Annotated in this window: 16 protein-coding genes; all 16 read right to left on the bottom strand. The window is 38.5% G+C overall.

The window, feature by feature from the left end; all coding sequences use genetic code 11:
- Positions 1 to 327 precede the first annotated feature (327 nt).
- Positions 328 to 2,787 carry a TonB-dependent siderophore receptor gene (locus ACOVQ4_RS08845; protein ID WP_421820289.1) on the bottom strand — a complete coding sequence of 820 codons (2,460 nt, stop codon included), beginning with the start codon at positions 2,785 to 2,787 and terminating at the stop codon, positions 328 to 330.
- A gap of 262 nt (positions 2,788 to 3,049) precedes the next feature.
- Positions 3,050 to 6,190 carry an efflux RND transporter permease subunit gene (locus ACOVQ4_RS08840; RefSeq protein WP_421820288.1) on the bottom strand — a complete coding sequence of 1,047 codons (3,141 nt, stop codon included), beginning with the start codon at positions 6,188 to 6,190 and terminating at the stop codon, positions 3,050 to 3,052.
- A gap of 163 nt (positions 6,191 to 6,353) precedes the next feature.
- Complete coding sequence (gene mgtE / locus ACOVQ4_RS08835; protein ID WP_421820287.1) at positions 6,354 to 7,724, bottom strand: magnesium transporter; 1,371 nt, start codon at positions 7,722 to 7,724, stop codon at positions 6,354 to 6,356.
- Between the two features lie 78 nt (positions 7,725 to 7,802).
- Complete coding sequence (locus tag ACOVQ4_RS08830) at positions 7,803 to 8,873, bottom strand: efflux RND transporter periplasmic adaptor subunit (protein ID WP_421820286.1); 1,071 nt, start codon at positions 8,871 to 8,873, stop codon at positions 7,803 to 7,805.
- The gene (locus tag ACOVQ4_RS08825) at positions 8,873 to 10,123 is read right to left on the bottom strand and encodes a TolC family protein (RefSeq protein WP_421820285.1); all 1,251 of its coding nucleotides are present in this window, start codon (positions 10,121 to 10,123) and stop codon (positions 8,873 to 8,875) included. Before ACOVQ4_RS08825 ends, ACOVQ4_RS08830 begins: the two co-directional genes overlap by 1 nt.
- 352 nt (positions 10,124 to 10,475) lie before the next feature.
- On the bottom strand, positions 10,476 to 11,852 hold the full coding sequence (locus ACOVQ4_RS08820; RefSeq protein WP_421820284.1) for a HAMP domain-containing sensor histidine kinase: 1,377 nt from the start codon (positions 11,850 to 11,852) through the stop codon (positions 10,476 to 10,478).
- Positions 11,849 to 12,532, bottom strand: coding sequence for a response regulator transcription factor (locus ACOVQ4_RS08815; RefSeq protein WP_421820283.1), 684 nt, complete (start codon positions 12,530 to 12,532; stop codon positions 11,849 to 11,851). Before ACOVQ4_RS08815 ends, ACOVQ4_RS08820 begins: the two co-directional genes overlap by 4 nt.
- Before the next feature lie 111 nt (positions 12,533 to 12,643).
- Positions 12,644 to 13,870 (bottom strand): hypothetical protein, encoded by a 1,227-nt coding sequence (locus ACOVQ4_RS08810; protein ID WP_421820282.1) that lies wholly within the window; start codon positions 13,868 to 13,870, stop codon positions 12,644 to 12,646.
- A 271-nt stretch (positions 13,871 to 14,141) separates the two neighbouring features.
- The gene (locus ACOVQ4_RS08805) at positions 14,142 to 14,354 is read right to left on the bottom strand and encodes a DUF6132 family protein (protein WP_421820281.1); all 213 of its coding nucleotides are present in this window, start codon (positions 14,352 to 14,354) and stop codon (positions 14,142 to 14,144) included.
- Between the two features lie 63 nt (positions 14,355 to 14,417).
- Positions 14,418 to 15,734, bottom strand: a complete 1,317-nt coding sequence (locus ACOVQ4_RS08800; protein ID WP_421820280.1) for a hypothetical protein — start codon at positions 15,732 to 15,734, stop codon at positions 14,418 to 14,420.
- Between the two features lie 411 nt (positions 15,735 to 16,145).
- Entirely contained in the window at positions 16,146 to 16,574 is a 429-nt protein-coding gene (locus tag ACOVQ4_RS08795) for a DsrE family protein (protein WP_421820279.1), read from the bottom strand.
- 148 nt (positions 16,575 to 16,722) lie between these two features.
- Positions 16,723 to 17,796: a c-type cytochrome gene (locus ACOVQ4_RS08790; RefSeq protein ID WP_421820278.1), complete on the bottom strand. Its 1,074-nt coding sequence runs from the start codon at positions 17,794 to 17,796 to the stop codon at positions 16,723 to 16,725.
- 224 nt (positions 17,797 to 18,020) lie between these two features.
- Complete coding sequence (locus ACOVQ4_RS08785; RefSeq protein ID WP_421820277.1) at positions 18,021 to 18,575, bottom strand: hypothetical protein; 555 nt, start codon at positions 18,573 to 18,575, stop codon at positions 18,021 to 18,023.
- Between the two features lie 355 nt (positions 18,576 to 18,930).
- A complete protein-coding gene (locus ACOVQ4_RS08780; RefSeq protein ID WP_421820276.1) occupies positions 18,931 to 20,028 on the bottom strand; it encodes an efflux RND transporter periplasmic adaptor subunit in 1,098 nt (365 codons plus the stop codon).
- A 25-nt stretch (positions 20,029 to 20,053) separates the two neighbouring features.
- Positions 20,054 to 23,263, bottom strand: coding sequence for an efflux RND transporter permease subunit (locus ACOVQ4_RS08775; RefSeq protein WP_421820275.1), 3,210 nt, complete (start codon positions 23,261 to 23,263; stop codon positions 20,054 to 20,056).
- A gap of 69 nt (positions 23,264 to 23,332) precedes the next feature.
- On the bottom strand, positions 23,333 to 24,751 hold the full coding sequence (locus ACOVQ4_RS08770) for a TolC family protein (protein ID WP_421820274.1): 1,419 nt from the start codon (positions 24,749 to 24,751) through the stop codon (positions 23,333 to 23,335).
- Between the last annotated feature and the right edge of the window lie 251 nt (positions 24,752 to 25,002).

Here is a 25,002-nt window from a genome sequence, read left to right as displayed (position 1 = left end):
AATTGATGTTACCCCGCTGATTCAAGTTTAAAAACTTAGAACAATAAATCAAGTGTAGTCTCCGAGCGCATCACCAGCACAGCCAATATTTCAGTATATTCAGTTTGTGCAAGGTCGCAGTCGGAGACTGCTCTTTATTTGGCGTTCCAAGTTCTTAAACTTGAAGGAGCGAGTTTGGTAGATGTTTTTTTGATACTTCACCAACATATTTTTTGTAAAGGGTCATTGTATCGGTAACCATCTACCAAAACTATAGCTATCACCCCACGCTGTTGTTCTGTAAGCGCCTACTCTGGTATTAGCTTTGGATAAAATTTCCGCCTTTTATCAAAGGTTGTACGTTATGGTCATTAAGAAATTTCTTGGAGCACCAGGAAAGGCTCGTAGGTAATCGTAACCCCCTACCCAATGAGTTTTGTTGGTTAGGTTATTCAAATTCAACTGGAGTCTTACTTTTTTTAGATTGTAATAAATACCTGCGTTCCATAATTGATAAGCTGGAAATACAGAGGGCTGCGTACCTACATCGAAAATGGAGCCATATCGATCGGCTACGTAGTTAGTACCCAAACCAATCCCTAAACCCGATAAGCTTCCTTTATGAATGGTGTATTTTGTCCAAATATTTCCTTGATGTCTTGGGGCATTGGGCTTTTGTCGACCAACATCAGATTCAGTTGTACTTTTCGTAATTTTGGCATCATTAAAAGCATAATTAGCAGTGATTGTCCAGTATGGTGCTATATAGCCGATTACATCGAGCTCCACACCTTTTGATACTTCCTCTCCTATCTGAACCATTTTGTCGGGGTTTCCAGCTTCTCCTGCATTGTAGAGTTGTCCTTTTACCAACAAATGATAAAACGCTGTTGAAACTACCAAACGCTTATCAAGCCACTCAGACTTTGCTCCAACTTCATAGAGGCGACTAATCAATGGGTCGAATGGGCCGCCTGCTAATGGATTACTAATCACCGAAGCGGTTTGTGGCTGATAGCCGTTTACGTATGTACCATATAGGTTAATGTGTTGATTGGCGCTATATACCAACCCTACTCGAGGCAGAAAAGCGTGTTGGGTTACCTCTGTGGCATTTGTCGTATTATAGGCTACTATATCGGTAAAATAATCTTGTCGAAGACCAAGTAAGGCTTGAAATCTGCCAAGTTGAATCTGATCTTGCAAATAAACGCCTTGTGTTTTTAAAAATTCAGGATCGTAATTGACTACCGTATAAAAATATTTTGACATGTCCCGAAATACATAAGGGTTACTTGCTGTCAAATCAAAGTGAGGTACATTTGGTACAGGATTACCGTTGGCATCTAATAAATACCTACTCGCTTGCGCTGGATTATAGGTATTGATAGCGCCAGTGTTTGTTGCATTCCTATATCCTCTAGCCTGTAATTGTGAGCCGCCCGGCATCAGCTCTTGTTGGGCGTAATCATAACCTAGTAATAGTTTGTGCTTTAATAAACCCGTTTTTAGTTCGTAATTAAAATAACCAGTAAAATTATCGGCATTGTAGGTTCTTTTTCTAATAAATACTTGCATTTCGACTTGAGAAGGGATTACAGCACCCTTCCCATCTTTGGCATAGGTATTGGCAGAGCGATGTTCGAGCAAATCTTCGCTGTAATTACTGTGCATAAACGAGGCATTAAAGGTTAATTTATCCCCTATTTTTTGAGAAAAACCCAAGGTAAAATTGTAGGTTTCTTCTTTCAGATAATCGTTTACACTATTCAGAGAGGTTTTGATAGAAGTAGAATACAAATCACCATTTCCCAAGGCAGACTGCCCTCTGTCGAGTCGGCCTTCCGAAGTTTGAATTACCAAATCAGCATTAATTCTGGTGTTTTTGCTCGGCAAAAATGACAAACTTGGTGCAATAATCAAGTTTTTATCGTATTGCATATTTCGGAAAGATCCAGAATTTTCGTAGCCCAAATTGATACGATAAAGCACTGTTTTATCTTGAGTCAGGGGGCCTGTAAAATCCGCCAATGCTCTTAGTGTATTAAAACTGCCAAAGGTGGTCGATATAGACTGCGATTTTTCGTCCAAAGGCTTTTTGGTCACACGATTGATTGTCCCACCGGCTGAGGCATTCCCAAATAAAGCAGAGGCTGGCCCTTTTATAACCTCTACCCTTTCGATGTGTGGAATCAACTGTTGCTTCCAAAAACTAGTAAAGGCTCGTTGTCCATTTACTAAAATGGATGAATTTTGTCCACCTTGTATTCTATGTCCACGGACAGTTAAATCGTTATAAAACGAAAACTGAGTTACGCCACTCATATTTTTAATCACATCATTCAAGCGAAATGCGGCTTGATCTAATATGAGTTCTTTGGTTACATAGCTAATACTTTGTGGTACATCTTTTAACGCTGTGGCAGATTTAGTTCCAATAAATGACACAGAATTTTTATATTCGGTTTCTTTACGACCAAGTACCTCAATCGTTTGGAGTTGCTCAGAGGTTTCTGAGAGTACTACATCTATCGCCGTAGTACTATGCTGCTCAACAGACACATCCTTGAATAAGGGTTCAAAGCCTACAAATGAAAATTTTAGGGTATAACGTCCTGCAACAATATTGTCAATTTTGAACTTACCATCCGAGTCGGTCAACACGCCCTTCGTTGATTTCAAAACTGCTATCGTTACCCCTGCCATTGGCTCTCTTTTCGAATTATAAACGATTCCAGAAATGTTTTGTGAAAATGCCTTTTGTAAAAACAATAGGTAAATGAGGAGTAAAAAGTAATGTTTTTTCATTTTTATTTAGTCTAATTATAAATAACTACCCAAAGTTGACCAAAAAGAAAACATTAGACAAGTGTTATTTAGATTTATTCTAAATAAACATCGAAGGATAATATTTTTTCTAAGATGTATACAAAAAAACCTCAAACGACGATAAAAATCGTCATTTGAGGAGTTTTAGAGATTCAAAATATAAGTTGAAAGAGATTTTCAAGTTAGAATACACAACAACTTTTAGTGGTCAGGCAATAGGATTTGGTTTAAGGCTAAATACTTAAATTTTATTTTGTCCTCCTACTTCATTTGACGCTTGCTGACTTTGTTTTACCCAATAAAACAAAGGTGGAATTAAAAGCGGTGTAAAAATAAGCGTACTTAGGAGACCGCCAATAATTACCGTAGCCAAGGGTCTTTGTACATCGGAACCTATACCCGTAGAAACGGCCGCAGGTATCAAACCCAAGATAGCTAAAACCAAAATTGAAAGAATAGCCCTTAGCTGCTCTTTAGCTACAGCATTGATAGCCAATTGATTGACTTGACTATTTAGAACAGCTCGATTAAGAGCAGAGACTAAAATTACCCCAGCCATTACCGAAATTCCAAAAATTGAAACAAACCCAACTCCACCCGAAACATTGAAGTAGTAACCTCTTAGTAACAAAGCCGAAATACCACCTGCCAAAGCAAACAAGATACATGACATGGTAATGAGAGTGTCCTGCAAATTGTGGTACAACAAAAACAACAATCCAAACACTAATACGATGGTTAAGGGAATCGTGAGGGCCAACTGCTTGCCTGCACGCTCTAAGTTTTCGTATTGCCCGCCATAAATGACCTCATAACCTTTTGGAACGTTTACTCCTTGTTCAATTTTACTCTTTAATTCTTTTACAAAACCACCTTGGTCACGCCCTCTTATATTGGTTCGGACAGTAATCATCCGCTTATTGTTGTATCGATAAATATTGGTTTGTCCAGCTACAAAACGAATATCAGCTAAATCACTCATTGGAATAAGCGCTCCAGACGAGCTACTTACTAAGAGTTTTTTAATTTCATCAATGTTGTTTCTATATTGTGGTAAATATCGAACCAAAATATCGTAACGTTTGGTACCATCGTATAATACCGAGACATATTTTCCGCCAATAGCGGCCTCAATCATATTTTGTACATCCGAAACATTAATTCCATAACGAGCCGTTTGTTCACGGTTGATATTGATGGCTAATTGCTCTTGCGTTCCTTCCTGCTCGATATTTACACCTTTACTACCATTCATCTGCTTCACGATAGCCGCGATTTGATCGGCTTTGCTCCGCATCAACGAAAGGTCATCCCCTACAATCGATACCGCCAAGTCTGCGGCCGAACCTGTTACTATTTCCATTACTTGGTCAATAATAGGCTGTCCCGAATTAAATTTCACACTAGGTAAAGCCCTCTCCAAATCAGCAGTTACTAATTGAACTAGTTCTTTTTTAGAAACCGTATCAGTCCATAATTTATAATCTTTTAGACCTACCAAAATTTCATTTCTGTTGGCAGGAAAAGGGTCTGTTCCGTCGTCATTGCGTCCCGTTTGGGTAATTACAAACGAAATTTGAGGATATTTTGAAATTATCGAGCGAATGGTAGGCGCATATTTGGCATTTTCCTGAATAGTAATACCCGCTGGAAAATTTCCTCTAAGAAAAATTGAGCCTTCATCCAACTCAGGCAAAAATTCTGAACCCAGAAATGCTCCCAGTCCAATCAATGCCAAAACAATTGTAAAACCAATCAAGACGGTTTGTTTGTAAAATTTAGATACGCCAGATAAGATTTTGGCATAAACTTTATCAAAAAAGGTCAAGACAAAATTATGATGTTCCTTAATTTCTTGATGCTCGTTGATGACCTTTTGAAAAATAAAAGAAGTCAATACAGGAATAACCGTGAGTGCAAAGACCATCGAGCCAACTACGGCAAACGACAACGTCAAGGCCATCGGGCTAAAGAGTTTACCTTCAACGCGTGTCATTAATAGAATCGGCATATAAGCAAAAATGATAATGCTTACCGAGAAAAATATTTCCTTCGAAACTTCATTAGCCGACTGTATGGTAAGCGCAATGATTCCCTTCTTCTTTTCGGTGTCACTTGCTTTTTGATAGTTACGAATCAAATGTTCTACCATAACCACTGCACCATCTACAATTATACCAAAATCAATAGCGCCAAGGGATAGCAAATTGGCAGGAATTCCTGTCAAACGCATAATAATAAACGCAAATAAAAGGGAAAATGGGATTGTGACCGCCACCACCAAGGCACTTCTAAAATTACCCAAGAAGAATATCAAAATAACAATTACGATACTTATGCCCTCAAAAAGCGTTTTTCCGACGGTATGTAATGAGCTATCAATCAAGAAACTACGGTCATAAAGAGGTCTAATTTTTACGCCAGCAGGTAATTCTTTTGCTTGTAATTCGGCAAGTTTTTCCTTTAAATCTTTCAAAGATTCGCTTGGGTTTTCATATCTACGTAAAAGAATAATACCCTCTACCCCACTATTAACTGCCACTTTTTCGGCAGGAATATTATAGCCTAATATCCCACTTGGAGGAGGAGGAGCAATCTCCACAGAGGCTACATCTTTGATATAAATCGGAACTCCATTTTCGGATTTTAATACAATATTTTCGATATCTTTCTCAGTCTTGATGGTTCCTAAACCACGCACTGCAAAACCCTGTCCGCCACGTTCGAGAATATTCCCGCCTGAGTTTTGGTTATTTTTAGAGACCGCCTCCTCAATATCAGATATACTAAGTTTGTATTTGCGAAGATGGTCGGGATTAGTTAGAATATGAAATTGTTTGAGAGGGCCACCAAAAGTCACTACATCCGCTACACCTTTGGTTTGTAGCAAATAAGGCTTGATTACCCAATCCTGTAAATCTCGTAATTGTGTTGGCGAGTACGTCGCTGGGGCCTCCACCACATAACGGAATATCTCACCAACAGCCGTAGAGAGGGGCGCCAATTCAGGTTGGACACCATCAGGCAGCTCGGCTGTAGCCAAACGCTCCATTACTTGTTGTCGGGCAAAATAATCGTCAGTTCCATCTTGGAAGGTAAGTTGAACAACCGAAAGTCCAAAAATTGTCCGACTTCGTCTGTCCAAAACATTTGGAGTGTTTTGTAGTGCGCGCTCTATAGGTACTGTTACTTGTTGCTCTACTTCCTCGGTCGCTCTACCATCATATTTGGCAACTATAATTACATTTGTATCAGCGATATCTGGATAGGCTTCTATTTTAAGTTGTGTAAAACACCAATACCCGATGAGCATCATCACGATACCGATTCCTGTCACCAACCAGCGATTATTTAGCGAAAATATGATTAGCTTTTTTACCATTGTTAAATTTGGATTTCTTTAACTTATTGAAAATGCCGTAATGCTGTACTTAGCCTGAGGCGGTAAGCTATAGGCATTAAGTCTTTTTTATGATTTTACCAAAAACCCCTTTTATCTTTCGCTTAGAGCTCTAGGCTTATAGCGTTTCGGTCAAGCTACCTCTTCATAGTATTGCGCCTTTTAGGATGATGGAAGCGATTGAGAAATATATAACCAAACCCGTTACGTCTACCAATGTTGCTACAAAGGGAGCAGATGAAGTGGCAGGGTCTAAGTTGAGTTTTTTCAAAAAAATCGGAATCAATGAGCCGCTGAGCGTTCCCCAAAGCACAATACCAATCAAGGAGAAAAAAATCGTCCAACCTACCAATACCCAATGCTGACCATAATCAAAAATGCCCATATTTTGCCATAAAGCAATTCGAATAAAGCCAATAGTCCCTAGTACAAGACCTAAGGTGAGACCAGAGAAAAATTCTCTTCGGGCTACGTACCACCAATCTTTCAAGCTAATTTCCTTCAATGCCATCGCCCGAATAATCAAAGTGGCGGCTTGGGAGCCGCTATTTCCTCCACTTGATATGATTAGGGGTACAAACAAAGCAAGAACAACCGCTTTAGCAATTTCAGCTTCGAAATGACCCATAGCAGAAGCCGTTAGCATTTCACCCAAAAACAACACTATCAACCAACCTGCCCGTTTTTTTATCAAATCCCAAAAAGGCGTTCTCACATAGGGATAATCCAATTCTTCTACCCCACCTATTTTTTGAATATCTTTTGTATTTTCTCTTTCGGCCACATCCAAAATATCGTCAATCGTAACCACACCCAACAAGGTATTCTGATTGTTTACAACTGGGAGGGTTACTCTGTCGTATTCCTTAAACATACTTACAGCGCTTTCCTGATTTTCTTGGATGGTCAAACTTGGGCAAAAGTGATCGAGTAAATCTCCTATTTTTCGGTCTGGTTCATTAAAAATTAAGCGACGGATGGGTACATCATCAATCAATTTGTTTTGAACATCGACCACAAAAATCACATCGGCAGTTTCGTTATCCGAGTAATTTTGTCGGAGATAATTTATTGCTTCAGCCACCGATTTGTCCTCTTGAATAGTCACAGCATTGGTATTCATGATACGTGCTACGCTATCTTTGGGGTAGCCCAACAAATTATGCGTCTGTTCTTTTTGATGCTGATTGAGCAAATTGATGTACCGAGTTTGTTCCCAATTTTTTAAGGAAGACAAAAACATCATACGGTCATCCGAACTAAGATTGCTGAGAATAGCGCTAGCTTTATTAGCAGAAAAGTTTTCGAGCAAATCTTTTTGCAAAGTGGTATCCAAATAGGCAAAAACATTCACTTGGTTCTCCTCCTCAAAAGCCAAAAAAGCTTTCAGAGCATTTTCAAAAGGTAACGATTCGAACAACTGCGCTACTTTTGACGGGTGAACATAATTTTTATGACCTCTTTTGAACAATAAGTCCGAAAAGTCATTTTTCAAGATTTTTTCTCTGAAAGTCATAAGCCATAGTTGGGAGAAAAATCAAAATATTACATTTGTATTACCAGTAGTCTAGCTCTTGGCGACGGTACATCTTGCTTAATATCCAAATGACAAGCCTTTCAACTGAATAGCCCCGGCATTGACCACTTTGTCATTATTGTGCAAACCTTGGAAGATGATGATTCGGTCGCCAATTTGCTGACCTGTATGTACCTCACGACGTTCGAAGGTTTTGTCATCCTTCTTCACAAAAACATAATTCTTTCCTTGCACAGTAATCAAGGCATTTTTATCTACACTAATAAAATTACCTTCGCTGATTCCAAACGACACCAAGGCAAACATTCCTGAGCGGAACTTTTCTTGTTTATTATTAATCAAAATTCTCACCTTTGTCATGTGACTGATATTGTCCATTACATCGGCAATGCCATTTACTGTACCAGTAAAGGTCTCTTCGGGATAAGCCGTGAATTTGATTTGGCAGCGTGCGCCTTGTTTAATTTTAAGAATCTGATTTTCAGAAACATCTGCAATTATCCAAGCGTTTCCGATAGGTGAATCCATAAGGGTTGTGGGTTCAAATCCAGCCACTTTCAAGTTGGTACTATGCTCTATAATCAAACTACGCTCGGCAATTAAGTCTGCCTCGGCGCTTGCCTTTTCTGATTGAGCGATAGACTTTTCGCTTTCTGCCAACAATTTATCAGTACGAGCGTCCGAAACATCCTTTCCCGTGGCAGAACCATGCTCTTTCAAATCTTCAAAACGTTCAATTTCAATTTGCTTTTGCTTGATGATAGCGTCTTTCTGAGCAATAACTGACTGCTTTTGAAGTACAACCGCCTTGCGCTGGGCAATTGCGGATTGATGATTCAGTAATTCGGTATAATCAGATGTTAAGTCAGGATTACTAAACAAAACTACCTTGTCGGCTACCACCGTTGCCACCACTTGGGCAGGAGCCGAAAGGTCGGCGGTAATGACTGAACTTGCGACTGTTTCTGTTTTGAAAAATTCTGCACTTTGTTTATCTGGAATAACAATATTTACTCCATCCTTTGAAACAGTGGGCGATTGAATATCACTTTGTAATTTTTTGCTTTCTTTATTACATCCCCAAAGCGAAAATGTCAATAGCGATATAAAGATTAGGGTTCTTTTCATTATTGTGCCAATTTGTTGATTAAACCTGTAACACTTAAAAGCTGCACTTGGCTTTGGTGATATTTATGTAGTAAAGTGGTATACTGTTGTTGATTTTCGAGCCAACTACGCTGAGCTTCCAAAAAGTCAATTATGGTAGTTCCTCCTATTGAATAGGAATAGCGAACGTTTTTTAAAATCTGATCGGCTTGTTCTATAATCACTTGATAATTTTTAAGATTACTTTCATTCGTCTCACGTTGTAAGCTAGCGTTTTGTACCTCTGTTCGAATCGTATTTTGTACTGCCTCTATTTGAGTTAAAGCTTGCTCTCGTTGTACTTTTGCCTTTTTGATTTCGCCTTGGTTCCTATCAAAAAATGGTAGCTCTAAGGTGGCATAGATACCAAAATAAGGCATGGTATTCTGTGGGTTATATATAAATCCTGCCTCAGTTTTTGGCATTGCCAACGATTGCTGTAACTTAATATTCGACTCGGTTAAACCTTTTCTTACTTGATAATATTGCAAATCAGTTCTAGTACGATAGGCATCATTTAATAATGAATCTACTTTCAGAAAACTATCAACTCCTAAATCCTCACTAACCGAAATAGAAAGATTTTCTTTGCCTCCAATCATCAATTTCAATTCGTTCAATTGTTGTTGTAATTCCTGATTTAACTCAGAAATCTGAATTTTATATTGCTTGGCAATCAATTGAGTACGATAAAGCTCAGTCTCTGTAATAATTTGCTTTTTGAAGCGATAACTATTGATAGTCACCAAGGTATCAATATTATTAATAGCCGTTTTGAGCAATTCGATTTGTTTTCTGGTATTCCAAGCTTCTACCCACTTAAAAGCTACATCTGTATAAAGATTGCGTTGAAACTCTGCAAATTCCTTTTCCGATAATCTGACATTTTGGTTTGCGTAATCTATACGATTTTTACGTTGACCACCCAGTTGCAACTCCTTGGTCAACTGCCACCAAGTCTGCATACTTGCACCAGTCAAGGCTTTGGGGTTATTGGGTAGTTGCGATGTTGTGAGTAATTGTAAAGATTGATTATTCAAAAATGGGTTTGGACGCAACTTTGCAGTCACAACATCAGCTTTAGAAGCCTCTATTTCTAAGGCATTTACTTTTAAATAGGGGTTTAATTCGTTTGCAGTTTTAAGGGCTTGCATCAAACTAATCGTTTGCTGTGCAAAGCTTCTCGTTACTAAAATCGATAGTAAAAGGACTATAGTGATTCTCTTCGTCATTTGTTGAGGGGTCATCGTATGGCAAGACAAAACTATATTTTCCCCCGTAGAAACCCTGTTAGAGCACTACTAGAAAAAAATTAGAAAATTATTAGAAGAATCCGATGAAAAAGGGAATTTTATGGGCGACAGCCTACATTGTGGCGATAGATGGTATCAAAACACCTTGGTTTAAAAGCATTTCTACCTTCAAGTATAAAATATACATCTTAGACAAAAGGTAGAAAAGCCTTAGATTAATTGGCAAAAGATTAAAGAACAACCAGAGGCTTGAGCTAGAAACTTCAAATTGTCTAATAATCAGAAGTCGGTTTTGTAGAGGAGGCTAGATTTCGACGCAGTAAGCTATTTTTTAAGATTCATGATGATACGGTAAGGAAATAGTAAAGGTACTTCCTTGGGACTTTACTGATTTCACTGTAATGCTTCCACCGTGGAGTTCAACAATTCTTTTGGTTAAAGAGAGTCCAATTCCATTGCCTTCTGAATGCATCTTGTTTTCGCCTCTATAAAATGGAGTAAATAGTTTTTCCAAATCTTTTTCGGAAATACCGATACCATGGTCCTGAAAGGAAATCAAAATACCAGATTTTTCAAAAAATATAGAAACTAGAACCTGTTTATCAGCCGAGAACTTACAGCCATTTTCCATAATATTGACAAAAGCCGTTTTGAGGAGATATTCATTGGCATTGACCGAAATTTGTTCGTCGTCCTCAAAATCTTCTTCAAAGTGAATATCTATTTTGTAGTCTGGATGAGATTTTTGAATCAACAAACAGGCATCCAGCATAAGCTCATCTATCCGAATAGAGCGAAATGATATCTCTGTGGGGTCGTAGCTAGCTTTTGCAAAATCGAGCAAGCTATTTGATAGCCTAACCATCTTTTTGGCATCATTGAGGGCGTTCTCAACTGCAGATTTATATTCGGTTAAGCTCCGCTCCTTTGAAGTACTCAGTTCTAGTTCGGCAACAATGGCAGCCAATGGAGTTCTTAGCTCATGTGAAATATTGGAAACAAAGCTTTTTTGCGCATCAAAAGAATTTTCGAGCCGATTCAACATCTGATTGAAGGTGTCTGCCAATTCGGTCAATTCATCTTTATCAGGACCACTAACTAATCTTAAATCGAGGTTTGAGCCCGAAATCTGTTTTGCCTTATCGGTCATAGCCCTGATAGGGTCAAGTATATGAAGTGCAAAAAAATAGGCAATAATGTAAATCATAATCGCCGAAAGGACAAAAAAAGCCACCGAACTTTCGAACAAGGTTTGCAGTTTGATAAACCCGAATTGATCGTATGCCGCTGCCGTTACCAAATATTGCTTCCCTTTGTATCTATATTTAATTCCGATAATATCCCAATTATTCTTTTGCATTTGTACCTCTCCTCTTTGAAATACGGTATGCATCATTTCTTTGGTTTCTTTTACGAAATCAAGCTCAGAAGCATCATGGTATATTAAATGAAAACTAGAATCATAAATTGCCACTTCTACCTCGCTGATGGTTTGGCGATTATTTTTGTAAATTCTTTGCAAAGTTTGGGCATTTACATTGGCATCAAAAAAGAGATTGGCCTTTGTAACTGCCTCTTTTTTTAATCTGGCAAAAAATTGAACCTCTCTATCTCTTTTGGCAGAAAGATAAATCAAGCTCGCAAAAGCGAATAAAATAATGACCGATAAAAAAATAAACAAAAGAGATATCTTGGTTCTAATTTTCATAATTCAGTTTTAAGAATAAAGCCCATTCCCGATTTTGTATGTATCAATTTTTTATCGAATCCTTTATCAATTTTTTTTCTTAAATAATTAATATAAACATCGATAAAATTTGTTCCTGTATCAAAATGAGTATCCCAAACTTTCTCCGCAATTTCTGTACGTGACAATACTCTTTCTGGATTTTGTAGTAAATACTCCAACAATTTAAACTCTTTTGGCGTAAGACTAATATCGGTAGCACCTCTTTTGACCGTCTTGTTTTGCAGATTTATCTCAAGTTCATCATATTTTAATATCGAACTAAATGCTTGAGGCGTTTTGCTTTGTCGTTTTAGTAAGACACGAATTCGTGCCATCAACTCACGCATTTCAAAAGGTTTTACCAAATAGTCGTCGGCACCAGCATCAAACCCTTCTAATTTATCGTCGGTGGTACCCAGTGCAGTAAGCATAATAATAGGCACCTCCAAGCTTGAAAGCCTAAGTTGCTTGCAAAGCTCCAATCCATCCATTTTGGGCAAAACGATATCGGTAATAATCAAATCATAGGTGTGCTGAAGCGCTAATTTTTTCCCCATGATTCCATCATAAGCAACAGTCACCGTAAAATCTTGTTCTTCTAACCCACGCTTGATAAGCTCCGAAACTCTCAAATCGTCTTCAATTACTAAAATCTCCATAATGCTTGATTTCTTTGATTCGAGTACGAATGTAAGCAGAAACGCTTGAATACTCGATTTTTGATAAAAATTTTGAGTACTCAAGCGCAAGAAAACAAAAATAGGGAATGATTAATGAGGACTAACATACACCCCAATACCTACCTGCAAAGAGTTGATGTTGTAGGTCGCAAGTGAGTTGCGATAGGTGGTGTAAGAATTGGGCATTTGTAAGTATTTGAGCCCAGCATCGATATTAAGGTCATATTTAGAATTGAGAGACCACATCGAACTTAGCCCTGCATTTATTCCAAAGAGCACATTAGGCCTATCGTCGGAAGTTTTTAGTAGAAATTCAGGAGTGAAAGTAATATTGGAATTTACATATTTGGGAACAGTATTGTAGACCTTATTTGACGAGCTCAATGGTAGAAAAAAAGAAGGTCCAGCATAAGCTTTAAATCGGATTTTTGATTTTCTAGTATCCCCAAGCTCGTACCTAAAAGGGATATCGACACCTACTCCAGATTGCACAAATTCGCCTAGAGTTACGTACTGATATTTTTCTTTCATTTGTGTATACGAAACGCCTAAATCCACGGGTAGGTGACCATAAATCTTTGTCCAATAGGTTTGTAAACCTGCAGAAAATCTACCCATACCTTCCAAATTTATGCGTAATCCTAGTTGTGGTTGTATATTGACTCTATAATCTACAAGCTCTTGTCTATTCAGAAATTTGGTAGTATTGGAATTTAAGGTCATACCAAGGTAGGGCGAAATCGATAATTTTAATGTGATACTTGGTAAAGCATACACTTTGGGATAAAACTTTGGATAAGTCTCCTCATTATAGGTTGTTACTAATTGCGCCAGATATTCCTCTGTATATTTTACCTTCAAATATTTGGCATCTCTCAGTTTTGCGGTATAAGAAAAATCTGGAAAAAGTACCAACAAATGTCCCCTTAGCTTGTCTTTTGGTATAATCGATAACTCCGTACCTTTGGAGTAAAAGAACAGATTGAGTTTTTTACTAAACAAAAGAGAAACAGGTGCAATAACACTCGCTTCAAGCAAAACGGGACTTCCGTGGTATTCCTTTACTACAAAAAAACCATTGTTTTGGGTTTTAATTGAATCTATCTCGGCAATCTGAAACGTCTGTTTTTCTTTTCCTTGAATAATAGAGACAGTCCTATAATTGTCTGATATCTTGAAGTTGCCCTGTAGAGGTGTTTTTTTATTTTTGAGATAAATAATTCCTTCCTCTCGCATTCCGTACTGACCTAAACTTACTTTTTGAATGGCAAGAAGACCCAAAAGCGTTAATAATAATAGGCTTGATTTTGTTCTCATTGAAGTATTTGGGTAGAAAAGTTGATAAATAGGTAGTTGTTTTTTTATGAAGGTAATAGAATTCTTCCAATTGTTCAAACAAAATCGAAGAAGCATTTAGCATTCTTAACTTTAGTTATCAAGTAAGCAAAAATAGATTAAATGGCTCATTTTTGGTAGTAATCTGTAGACATTAGGCTTTGGACAAAAGTATATCCTTGGTTTTTACCCTCTTTGCCTGTTGCCTAAAACACATATCATAACCTATATCGTTGAAGGCAAAGCTCCAATTTTAGAGTTTATTTTTTATCATATCTGAAACAATTCCTGAAATAGTATAACCCAATATAGCACCATACGGCACCATTGTTTGCCATTGTGACTTCAAAGGGCAAGTGCCAGTCATACAACCAATTTTGGACCAATATAAATAGCCGCCAATTGCACCCAAAATTGTACCTATCAATTTCCATTTATGTGTTTGAAGAATCGTATTCTTTTCCATATAATCCTTGTTTTTATTTTTTTCTAAAAATTAATTGATAAACGTATGCCAAAAGTTTCAATACTACCATTTGTAATTGACAATCAAATTAAGTTGACTCATATCAACCTTGTTTTGAATATACCTTAAATTATCATAAAATGCCCCATGATTGGCTTTGTAAATAGCCAAAGCTTGTAGACTCAAGCCTTTCAGATTTTTGTCAAACACGTATTGAATATTTAACATCGCATGCGAATAGTCTGGGACTCCATATTTATTCAAACGAGAATTCTTTACGTCGGGCATATTGTAGTAACCCAAAGCCGTCTCAAGTTTCCAATTTTGGGAGAAAGAATAAGCGTATCTAGCCGTATAGGCCCACACGTCTCCTGCACCTTCATTTCGCTCTCTTGGAATAAATGTATAGAATTGTTCAACACCCCATTCGCGTGGCATCTGATACCTACCCTCCGAGGTGATTCGCCCAAAGTTGAGGGAGCCGTCCCATTTTTTATTCATAATGGCAACTCTTGCGTTGAGAATCAGAGGCTTGTTATTTTCTGAAAAATACACTTGATTACTGTTGTTGCTTCCTCCATTCCCTACTTGCCCTTGGGTGGCAATCAGCCCACCAAACATCAATTGTTGGTTATTCCAGATAGATTTTCGGTATTCTGACTTTAGATAAGCTGTATGAAATACGTTTTCGACGAGAATATCGCTCGCCAAAAGAAACCAAGATGAGTTAGGCTTAAATTGTAACGCTAGTACTCCGATTCCAGCGGTAGAAGTATGCCCTGCGTATTGAGATTTTGTTCCATCTGGATTTAAACCAACAGGATAAATCCCAAAAGAATTTGCCACAGATACCCATTTTGCAGACGAACGAGGACTTATCCCAGAAATTGCCTCTACACCAAGCTGCCATTTTGGGGTAATATTGTATTTAAAAGCCAAGCCTTGAACCAGACTAGGGGTCATTCGTCCATCCTGAGCGTTCAGAAATAGATTTTGAGGGATATAATTACCTAATAAGATTTGTATTTTTTTGTGACGATATTGAAAATTCAACTCTTGTAATCGCCAAATTAGATTCTTGTTTGAGGGATTAGTAAAATCAAAAAGCCCCCATTCGTACCGATTGAGCTGCTGTGTTTGAGCATCGGGCACTGAAAAGTCTGGAGAATAAAGTTGTTGAGTGATACTCCCGCTAAAGACCAACTTCAAGCCTTTGTAATCAAGAGTTTGGTACCCCAAGGTGAGGGACATAGCACCTGCTGAATAATCACTTAAATCAGCTTTATTCCATGTTGAAATCGACATCATCCTTGCCTGTCCCGAGAATTTACCTCCAGTAAATGCCCCGACCAAACTGCTATCGCTTTGTGCAAGAGCCATTTGGCTGAATAATGAAAAACTAATTATTGAGAATACTTTGCGCATATCATGTTGTATTAGGTATGCCCAAAGGTAAGAGGAGAAAAAAAAGCAAAAAGTGATATTTGTTACAGAGAAGTTTTTTAGGGAAAGACAAAAGCGCAATAATCAAACCTTCATTTTCCTTAGTGTAAAAATTACGATTCTAGCCTCAGGCGCTAGACTTTGGACAACATTGAATTTATTACTCAAGACTTGGTTTTGGACTCATTTTCTTAACAATTTAAAACTGTTTTTTAAAAATTATCACAAGCATTGCCTTTTACCCCAAACACAAAACTTACCTCTAATTTTTCCTATTTACTTAAAAAAAGCGGTCGAAAAATCCCATTTCCACCGCCTTTGGCATATTTACGTAAAAATTACTTTTGCTTAAAAACCAGCTTTGATATACGACCATCCTTCTTCCTGCTTCAGGGCAATTTCAATCAAAGCCACTGGCACATAATGAGCAACAGATAGTATTTGTTCTTTAGTGATTTTTTGAGACTTCATGGTATTCTCACAGACTGCAAAAACGACACCACGTTGTGTCAGAGCCTCTATTTGAGCAGTGAGTACATTACCGTCTTTTTTCATAAATCCTATACCTTTATTATGTACCACAACTTCTAATTTGGCTGTTGGCCACACCTCCAATACATTCGAGAGCTGTTTGGTCAAGGCACGATAAGCGGCGGTATCGGAGGTAGCCAAATGAAATACGATAGCATGTTCTTTCATTTTTTTAGTTTTTTGAGAAAATGAGGGAATACTAGCAATACACCAGAATGCCAATACCCAAAACAAGTTTTTTTTCATGAGTTGTATGAGTTAAGTAGGAGTGCTGTAGGCTGTAAGCCATAGGCCGTAGGCAAAAGGTTGTGCTTTCTATTGCCGAATGCCCATAGTAAAAAGCCGAAGGATTAAGAAAATAGTACTTTTTTATGAAATGAAAAAAACTTTTTACCTAATGCTTTAAACCTACATGCTTTTTCTTCCAATCCTGAATAGCCTTAAAAGGGCCATATTTATGTTGATGCTCAGAAAATGGATCTGTGTAAGGCCCAAAAGGATGATCAAATGGTTTTTGGGAGAGGTCTGGCCAATCATTACTCAGATTTTTTTCGGGGCGCAACTGAGAATTTATAAAGGCAGCCAAATCCCAAGCCTCTTCATCGCTAAGTTGAGTATTTTGATAGCTTACACCCAAAGGCATATTCAGTTTGACATAACCTGCCAAATTGGATAATCGATACAATCCTGCCCCTTTGTTGTAGCTATGTACTCCCCAAAGCGGTGGGTAGGTATAAAACTTACCTCCCTCTGCCAAAACACCTTGCCCATTGGCTTGATGACAACTTTGGCATTGCTGCGTGTATACCTCCTTACCTTTAACAGGGTCGGCAGCTCTTTTCAAAAATTTAATTTTATAAATACCAGTCCCTTTGGGTATATGTTTTTTTTCAACGTCTAAGCCTAACCAATCCATATAAGCCACTATTGCTCGCATTTCTTTGCTGGTAGAGTCTATTGCCTGTCCGTTGAGGCTTCTTTCAAAACAGTCATTAATACGTTTTTCTTTCGACTCCAACTTTCCAGAACGTGCTCTAATTTTGGGATAGGTTGAAGAAACAGCAAAATAATTATTTCCCCAAGCCTTGGTTCCTGCCTGCAAATGGCAATTTTGGCAATTCATTCCGTTAGATACATGGGCTACACTCCCATGTGGACCTAAATATTGAGCAGTATTGGCAATCAGCTCTTTTCCATATAAAACCAAATCGCGCTTTTCTGGGCTTAACTTCATAAGACGCCAATCGGCGGGTGCTTCCCATAAATGGGTAAAATTAGAATCGGGAATTTGGTAATTACTAACCTCGCTAGAGTCAGTATGGCTTCGATTCGTATAATTGTGTTGGTTTACACTTAATCCCAACACTGTGAAAACCAAAACGACTAAGACTGTAAGCAATCCTAGCATCATTTTGATGGAGAATTCTAAAGTTTTTTCGATATTACCTTGCATAAATTTACCTATCATTTGACGATTTAATCAATCTCGGTAAGTAAATAGACGTTATTACTTAACAGTATATTAGTGATTGTAATGTAATCACGAGGTTATCTTTAATTTTCACCTTTGAGATACTATTAATTTAATCTTTCCTTTTACCTAACTTCTTTTTACTTCGTCTTAATTTTCTTTGAATAGGTCAAATTTAGGTATGTCTTTTAAAGGAATCTGTAACTTAGGTCACAGAGGCTTTATTTTGGTTGACATTCGTCTAACCAACGTTCAATCATGAAGGTTTTATCCTTTTTGGAAAAAGTCGCAATAGGCTTTGTCCATGAAAGCTGCTCAAGATGTTGCATCATACAATTATTTTCATGAAAAACCATCTTAAGATTTTGGCGTGACATCCAAAAAATCGGAGATTCTGGGGTTTCGCTAAAAAAAAAGAGCATATTATTTGAGGCGCCCACATAATTCTCTTGAGAGTATACCCATAATTTACCCATTTGTTCCACTTTGTAAAAATTTCCTTCAAAAAAACGATAGATATCCATGTCATCTTGCTGATAACCCCAAAAATGATGGATATCGAATACTTCTGTGCCTCCCTCCTTCACATGCACTTCGATTATTCCTTTGTGCGCTTTCCAATCGACCGAACGAATATCCTGCGTGGCAATATTAGGTAAGGAGATATCTTTACTATTTCCCAAAATTCTTGAAATATGATTTCCTTTGGGTTGCTGTTCGGCCTTGATTTGAAATGAAAAAAGGCTAACTATTATGAAGGCTATGAAGGTTTTCATGATATTGTTTTGTTAAATTGTTTACAACTTTACGCTGTAAGCAGTAAGCCGTAGGCGAAAGGTCTTTATCATTTCATAAAAAACGCCTCTGATTACTGGACGAAACCAAAAAGTGAGATTGAGTATTTTAGACTTTTTCTATAAATTTTGTATAAACAGTTTTTTAACTGTCAAAAAATTGAGTCCAAGACTAAATGCTTGTTGCCTAAAAACCCGAATTTACCTTATGAGCTTTCAGGTATGGGCACTCGGCAAAAACATATCTATCATTTCTAAAATGACATTTTAACACTCTGTGCCTGTTGCCTATTCCCTATTCCCTATTGCCTAATGCCTATTGCCTGCAACACCCAACTTAAAGTTTAGTTTTTATAGCTATCCCATTAGGAATTTCGTCAGATGCTGTTTTGAGCACAATGTCTCCCGACTTTACATCTCCAAATACCTCCACTTTCCCTTCCGATTCTATTCCTTTTTTTACTTCTACCCAAGAAGAAAGGCCATTTTCCACTTTCACGACAAAACATTTTTCCAAGGTAGTAGCCACGGCTGAGCTTGGTACAACCAAACTCGAAACATTTCGTTGTAGAGGCAAACTCACCTGTGTGTAAGTACCCGAAACTAATTGTAAACTCGGATTTGGCACATCAATTTCTACTATTTCTGAGCGAGTTTGTTTATTCACGTTATGAGATATACGACTAACCTTACCCTCAAATTTTTTATCAGGAAGATTCATTACCGAAAATTCAATGGGTTGATGTAGCTTAATCGCATTGATATACCGCTCGGGTACGGGAATTCTTAAACGAAGCTTATTTTCTTGCTTAACCTTAAAAATGGCTACTGCGCTTTTATCGTTTGGGCCTACAAAAGCCCCTGGCGACAAGCGACGTTCGGCTACCACGCCATCAAAAGGAGCTTTGATGCTTAAGTATTCGGTCATCACTTGAATAGACTGATAAACAGCCTTAGTACCTAACCAAGTCAAACTATCCGAAACAATTTTGGAGTGGGCAATATCCAAATCGTTGGGCGAAACAGTACCGGGAGTTTGATTGGCTTTTTGAAGTCTTTTGAAAACCGATTTGCTGGTATTGAGTTGAGATTCAGCAGAACGCATTTTGGCTGTGGCTTCTGCTAATTGTAAGCTCAATTCGGGAGCATCCAATACCGCCAAAACCTGTCCAGAGGCAACTTTATCACCAATATCGACATTAATTCTTTTGATATACCCATTTACTTTTGGGAAAAGGTCGGTTTCAAAATAACTTTCCAATTCGCCAGGAATCTGTAATTCTTGACTAGGTTTAGCTGTTTCTACCTTTACAGCGGGGTATACCACTTGTTCCTCCGACGCAGAATTCAAGGGTTCTGATTTGGATTGTGTGCAAGCATAAAAACTTAGCGAACTTGCCAAAACAGTTAGTATAATAAGATGGGAGCGTTTCATAATTTTATTATTTTAAATCAAAAAACTATTTTTTATCCTCTGGATTTAATGAAGGAGATTCAACCGAAGATTTTTTTTGCACAGCTGCAAATACCACAGGCAAAACCAGTAGGGCTGCAAAAGTTGAGGCAATAAGCCCACCAATTACGGCTCGACCCAAAGGCGCACTTTGTTCACCAGATTCGCTCAACCCACTTGCCATTGGAATCATCCCCACGACCATGGCAATTGAGGTCATTAGGATAGGTCGCAAGCGAACTGCCCCAGCAACCTTCGCCGCACGATGTGAGTCCTTAAAGCTTAAGCGAAGACTTTCGGCATTAGTTACTAATAACAGTGCATTGGCTACCGATACACCCACCGACATGATAATCCCCATGTAAGATTGTAAGTTGAGCGTACTGCCTGTTGCCAAAAGAATTGCAATAGCACCTGCCAAGACAGCAGGTATAGTTACCAAAACCACTCCTGAGACCTTGAATGATTGATAATTAGCGGCTAATAACAAGAAAATCACCACAATAGCAAGCCCCAAACCAGAACTCAGGCTTTGAAGAGTTTCCTCCAATAGTTTTGCCATTCCTTTTAATTCGACGACCGAGCCTTTTGGAATTTCGCCAGCACTAGCGATTGCCTTGTTTACATCAACGGTGGCAGTTCCTAAATCCATTTGATGAATATTTGCCGAAACAGTCACTATTCGGCGTGGTCCTACACGGTCGAATTCTCCAGGAATCGTAGTGGGCGTAATAGTTGCGACGTCTCCAAGGGTAGGCCTAAGCTGTCCTGAAATCAAAGGAATATTCTCCATGTCTTGTACCGAAGCCATTTCATATTCAGGTAAGGCCACTTGCACTTGATAGGCGAATCCCTTTTTTTCGTCCAACCAAAAATTTTTGGCCGTAAAACGACTTGAAGAAGTAGCGGCCACCACAGATTTAGAAACCATATCGGCAGTAAGTCCAAACTGTGCTAAACGAACCCGATCTATTTGAATGTCAAAACTAGGATAATTCAAAGGTTGATTAATTCTGATATCACGCAAATATGGAATCTTCTGTAACTCAGTTATTAACTGATTAGCATATTTTTGTCCTTCTTTTAAATCCTTACCTCCTACTCTAACTTCAATGGGAGTCAACGAACCTTGACTCATTATTTTATCGGTAAGGTCGATTGGCTCAAAAGATACATTAATGTTGGGTATTTGCTCATGAACTTTTTGACGTATTTGCTCCTTCAAATCATCCAGAGAGTTCAGTTTGTATTCTTTAGCAATATTTACCTGTAAAGAAGCCTCATGAGGCCCCGCATTGAAAACAAAAAGTGAGTTGGTTCCATAACTTGATGGAGTATTCCCGATAAATGCAGAGGAAATTTCAAGGTTTTTGTCTTGAACAATTCCTTTGATTATGCCAATCACTTGCTTAACAGCGGTTTCGGTTCGCTCAATTCTTTTACCTTGTTGGCCTATAATTCTTACCTGAAACTGATGCGAGTGGTTGAGTTTTGGCATCATATCTTTACCAATATTTATAAAACCAACCACTATTACACCAATTGTTATAGCAAGATAGCCAAAAATCAAAAGCGCTTTTTTCTCCATCAAGTTTTCAAGAAGTCCCAAGTACGCAAGCTTGAATTTCTCAAATTTTGTAATTTTTTCAGGATGCTTTTCTTCATACTCCTCCATTGCCTCCTCCTGTGGTTCATCCAAATCATTGAGAATTTTCTTCTCATGTTTTACAGAATGTTCATGCCCTTTCAACCACCAGTTAGCCAATACAGGAACCAAAGTTTGTGAAAAAATAAAAGAAGCAATCATTGAAAAACCAACAGCAAGTGACAAAGGCATAAACATCCCTCGGGGTACTCCTGTCATGAGCAGCGCTGGAGCAAAAACCGCCAAAATACAGAGTGTAATTAACAGTAAGGGAAAAGAAACCTCCCGAGTTGCATCCAAAATAGCCCAAGCTTTTGACTTACCCATTTCGAGATGTTGGTGAATATTTTCGATAACCACAGTGGCTTGGTCAACCAAAATACCAATTGCCAAAGCCAAACCCGATAGCGTCATAATATTGATAGTTTCGCCTGCCAAATTAAGAGCCAAAATTGCAACAAGAAGTGAGGTCGGGATAGTGATAATTACCACTAAGGAGCTTCGTAAATCGCCTAGAAATAGCAATACAACCAGACCTGTCAACAAAGCCCCAATTAACCCTTCGGTACCTAAACTTTCGACGGCATTGGTCACATACACAGATTGGTCAAACACGTATTGTAGTTGAACATAATCTGGAAGTAGCGCCTGCATTTCAGGTAATTTTGCCTTTAGAGCCTTCACCACACTCATGGTTGATGCATCTGAGGTTTTTGTTAATGGTATATATACCGAACGTTTTCCATTTACCAAAGCATAGCCTACCGTTACATCTGCTGCATCTTCCACAGCGGCCACATCTCTTAGGAAAACGGTTGCGCCAACTCCTCGTTTAATCGGCACATTCAAAAAATCCTCCACTTTTTTCATGACCGAGTTGATGGGCGTCATGTAGGCATAGTCGCCTACACGCACGTTGCCGGCAGGAGATATTTGGTTATTTTTTACAACAGCCTGCACAATTTCGTCAGGTGTAAGCTGATAGCTACGCATTGCTTCAGGATTCACTCTAACCACCACGGTTCTTTCATTGCCACCAAAGGGAGAAGGCGAAGATGCGCCAGGAATCTGCGAAAACAAAGGGCGTATTTTGGTAGATGCCAAATCTTGTAGTTCGTTGAGGTTGGCTTTTTGACTACTAAAAACGATTTGACCTACGGGCAAATTGGTCGCATCAAATCTCACCACCGTTGGAGGAACTGTGCCGGGAGGCATATAATTTAAGGCTCTACTTACGTTGTTGGCCACTTCTCCAGCGGCTTGCGCCATATTCACATTTTCATAAAAAGTCAGTTTTACGAGACAAAGACCTTGCACGTTTTTTACCTCAATATCCTTAATACCAGACACATACAACATTTGGTTTTGATAACGAGTAGAAATGAAGCCCTCCATTTGGGCGGGCGTCATTCCTCCGTAGGGTTGTGCAATATAAATTGTTGGTAAATTTAGTTTTGGAAAAATATCAATGGGTATCTTAAACAAAGCCAGTATCGAGAATATGGTTAAGCCGATAATTGCAACTATAACGGTTATGGGCTTCGATAAGGCTCCTGTGAGTAACTTGTTCATATCGTTTTTTAGTTAAGCGATTAGTAGAATGATGTAGCGTTGATTTGCCTTCAAACTCCTATATTCACTTTAGTTAAATTGACTCAAAAAACTACTTAAATCGCCATTAGAGGCATATTGATGTAGCACGGCACGCCATACATTGTTTTTGGCAACCGCTTCATCTATCTCGGCACGATTCAAGACCATTTGAGTTTGAGTTACCTCCAAAATTGTCCCTAACCCAGCCTGATAGCGTGCTTGAGCCTGAGAATAGGCAGCCTTGGCAGATTCTAACTGAATTGGGATTTGGTCAAAAACCTCTTTGGCTTTCTGATATTCAATGGAAGATTGCGCTATTTCTGATTGAATTTTGATGGAAGCCTCATCCATATCGCGCTGGAAGGCTTGGGTCAATGAATTTTGTGCTGAAACCTCTTTTTTAATCCTGAAAATATCAGCAACATTCCAGACCGTGGTAAGACCTAACAGATAGTTATAAGCCCGAAACCCTAATCCTGAAAGCGATTGATTATACACATAATTGCCATCGGCGCCGAGGTGATCTTCTATCCCTGACCCCTTTCCCCACACAGCACCACGTGCCATAATTGTGGGTAAATAGGCTTTTTGGACACTATTTATACGAAGCAAAGATGCGTTTACTCTGGAGGCGAAGTATTGTAAAATCGGATGATTATTCAGATTCTCATTAGGAGTAACTGTTAGTGCAAAAGGTTGAGAAGTAACTAATTTTGCATCCGATAAAGCGTATGTATTGAGAGGTGTCCCCAACAACTCTGCCAGACGTACTTTTTGTTGTTCTGCAAGTTTTTGGCTTTCGATTAGTAAAATTTTTGCTTTGGCAATATCAGCTATTGCAAGCGAAGTATCCACTCCGGCACGTAAACCTGCAAGAGCATTTGCCTTGATGGTCTGATAAAAAGCCTGCGCCCGCTCGATATTCTTTTGTTGAATTTTGGTTGCCTCTTGAAATACCAAACTTAGGATGTAAGCGTCGGTGACCTTTGCTTTGTGCAAATAGATTTCTTTCTCATAATCCATTTTGGCTTGCTGAATATTGGCATTTGCTACCTTCAAATCAGCTTCTTTCTTACCAAAGGTAGCAAGTTTGTAACTTGTCAAAATAGTAGCAAAACTGCTAAATACTGGCTCCGAAGCCACATCATTGATATTGGTAGTGCCTGAAGACGGAATCGCCGCCCCTTCGTTTGAAAAATAAGTTCCTCTCACCTGATTGGAAGTGGCAAACAGCGTTTGAGCTTGAAACACGACAGAAGGCATCGTATAAGTCAAGTTGGTTGCTTCTGATTCCTTTTGCTTTGCTTCAATCGCCAATAGCTTTGCTCTTATGGTTGGGTAATTAGTGGTGGCAGTTTCTATAGCTTGATGAATACTCAAATTTGATGAACCCTTTTGGCCAATAGCTCCTTCAGCACAACATATCAGTAGGGTAATACCCCAAAGGCCTAACACTTTTTTATACATATTCTCTGATTGGTTTATGCATCAAAGCTATATACCAAGACTAAGAACCTTCTGAGAGAGACATTAAAAAGAGATTAAAGAATTGAAGCGTCATGAAGTAATTAAGGAGTTTGAAATAGGGAGTTGGTGGGCAAGTGATTGGCTATTGGTAATAGGCTGTAGTCAAGCAGGGCCTATTGCCTACAGCTAATAGTCTAATTCCGAATCAGGCTATTGGAAGTAAAATACAAACACAAGTACCTTGATTTAGT

The organism is Flectobacillus sp., assembly GCF_049240685.1.
In the GTDB taxonomy this organism is placed as follows: Bacteria; Bacteroidota; Bacteroidia; order Cytophagales; family Spirosomataceae; genus Flectobacillus.
The sequence above is the reverse complement of the archived record's forward strand: the minus strand, read 5'-3'. Positions and strand labels throughout refer to the sequence as shown.

Coding starts and splice junctions, on each gene's coding strand:
- ACOVQ4_RS08795 (WP_421820279.1), bottom strand. CDS start 16,574: ATGAAAAAAAACTTGTTTTGGGTATTGGCATTCTGGTGTATTGCTAGT.
- ACOVQ4_RS08785 (WP_421820277.1), bottom strand. CDS start 18,575: ATGAAAACCTTCATAGCCTTCATAATAGTTAGCCTTTTTTCATTTCAA.
- ACOVQ4_RS08805 (WP_421820281.1), bottom strand. CDS start 14,354: ATGGAAAAGAATACGATTCTTCAAACACATAAATGGAAATTGATAGGT.
- ACOVQ4_RS08800 (WP_421820280.1), bottom strand. CDS start 15,734: ATGGCTCTTGCACAAAGCGATAGCAGTTTGGTCGGGGCATTTACTGGA.
- ACOVQ4_RS08815 (WP_421820283.1), bottom strand. CDS start 12,532: ATGGAGATTTTAGTAATTGAAGACGATTTGAGAGTTTCGGAGCTTATC.
- ACOVQ4_RS08770 (WP_421820274.1), bottom strand. CDS start 24,751: ATGTATAAAAAAGTGTTAGGCCTTTGGGGTATTACCCTACTGATATGT.
- ACOVQ4_RS08790 (WP_421820278.1), bottom strand. CDS start 17,796: ATGATAGGTAAATTTATGCAAGGTAATATCGAAAAAACTTTAGAATTC.
- ACOVQ4_RS08775 (WP_421820275.1), bottom strand. CDS start 23,263: ATGAACAAGTTACTCACAGGAGCCTTATCGAAGCCCATAACCGTTATA.
- ACOVQ4_RS08825 (WP_421820285.1), bottom strand. CDS start 10,123: ATGACGAAGAGAATCACTATAGTCCTTTTACTATCGATTTTAGTAACG.
- ACOVQ4_RS08830 (WP_421820286.1), bottom strand. CDS start 8,873: ATGAAAAGAACCCTAATCTTTATATCGCTATTGACATTTTCGCTTTGG.
- ACOVQ4_RS08845 (WP_421820289.1), bottom strand. CDS start 2,787: ATGAAAAAACATTACTTTTTACTCCTCATTTACCTATTGTTTTTACAA.
- ACOVQ4_RS08840 (WP_421820288.1), bottom strand. CDS start 6,190: ATGGTAAAAAAGCTAATCATATTTTCGCTAAATAATCGCTGGTTGGTG.
- ACOVQ4_RS08810 (WP_421820282.1), bottom strand. CDS start 13,870: ATGAGAACAAAATCAAGCCTATTATTATTAACGCTTTTGGGTCTTCTT.
- ACOVQ4_RS08780 (WP_421820276.1), bottom strand. CDS start 20,028: ATGAAACGCTCCCATCTTATTATACTAACTGTTTTGGCAAGTTCGCTA.
- mgtE (WP_421820287.1), bottom strand. CDS start 7,724: ATGACTTTCAGAGAAAAAATCTTGAAAAATGACTTTTCGGACTTATTG.
- ACOVQ4_RS08820 (WP_421820284.1), bottom strand. CDS start 11,852: ATGAAAATTAGAACCAAGATATCTCTTTTGTTTATTTTTTTATCGGTC.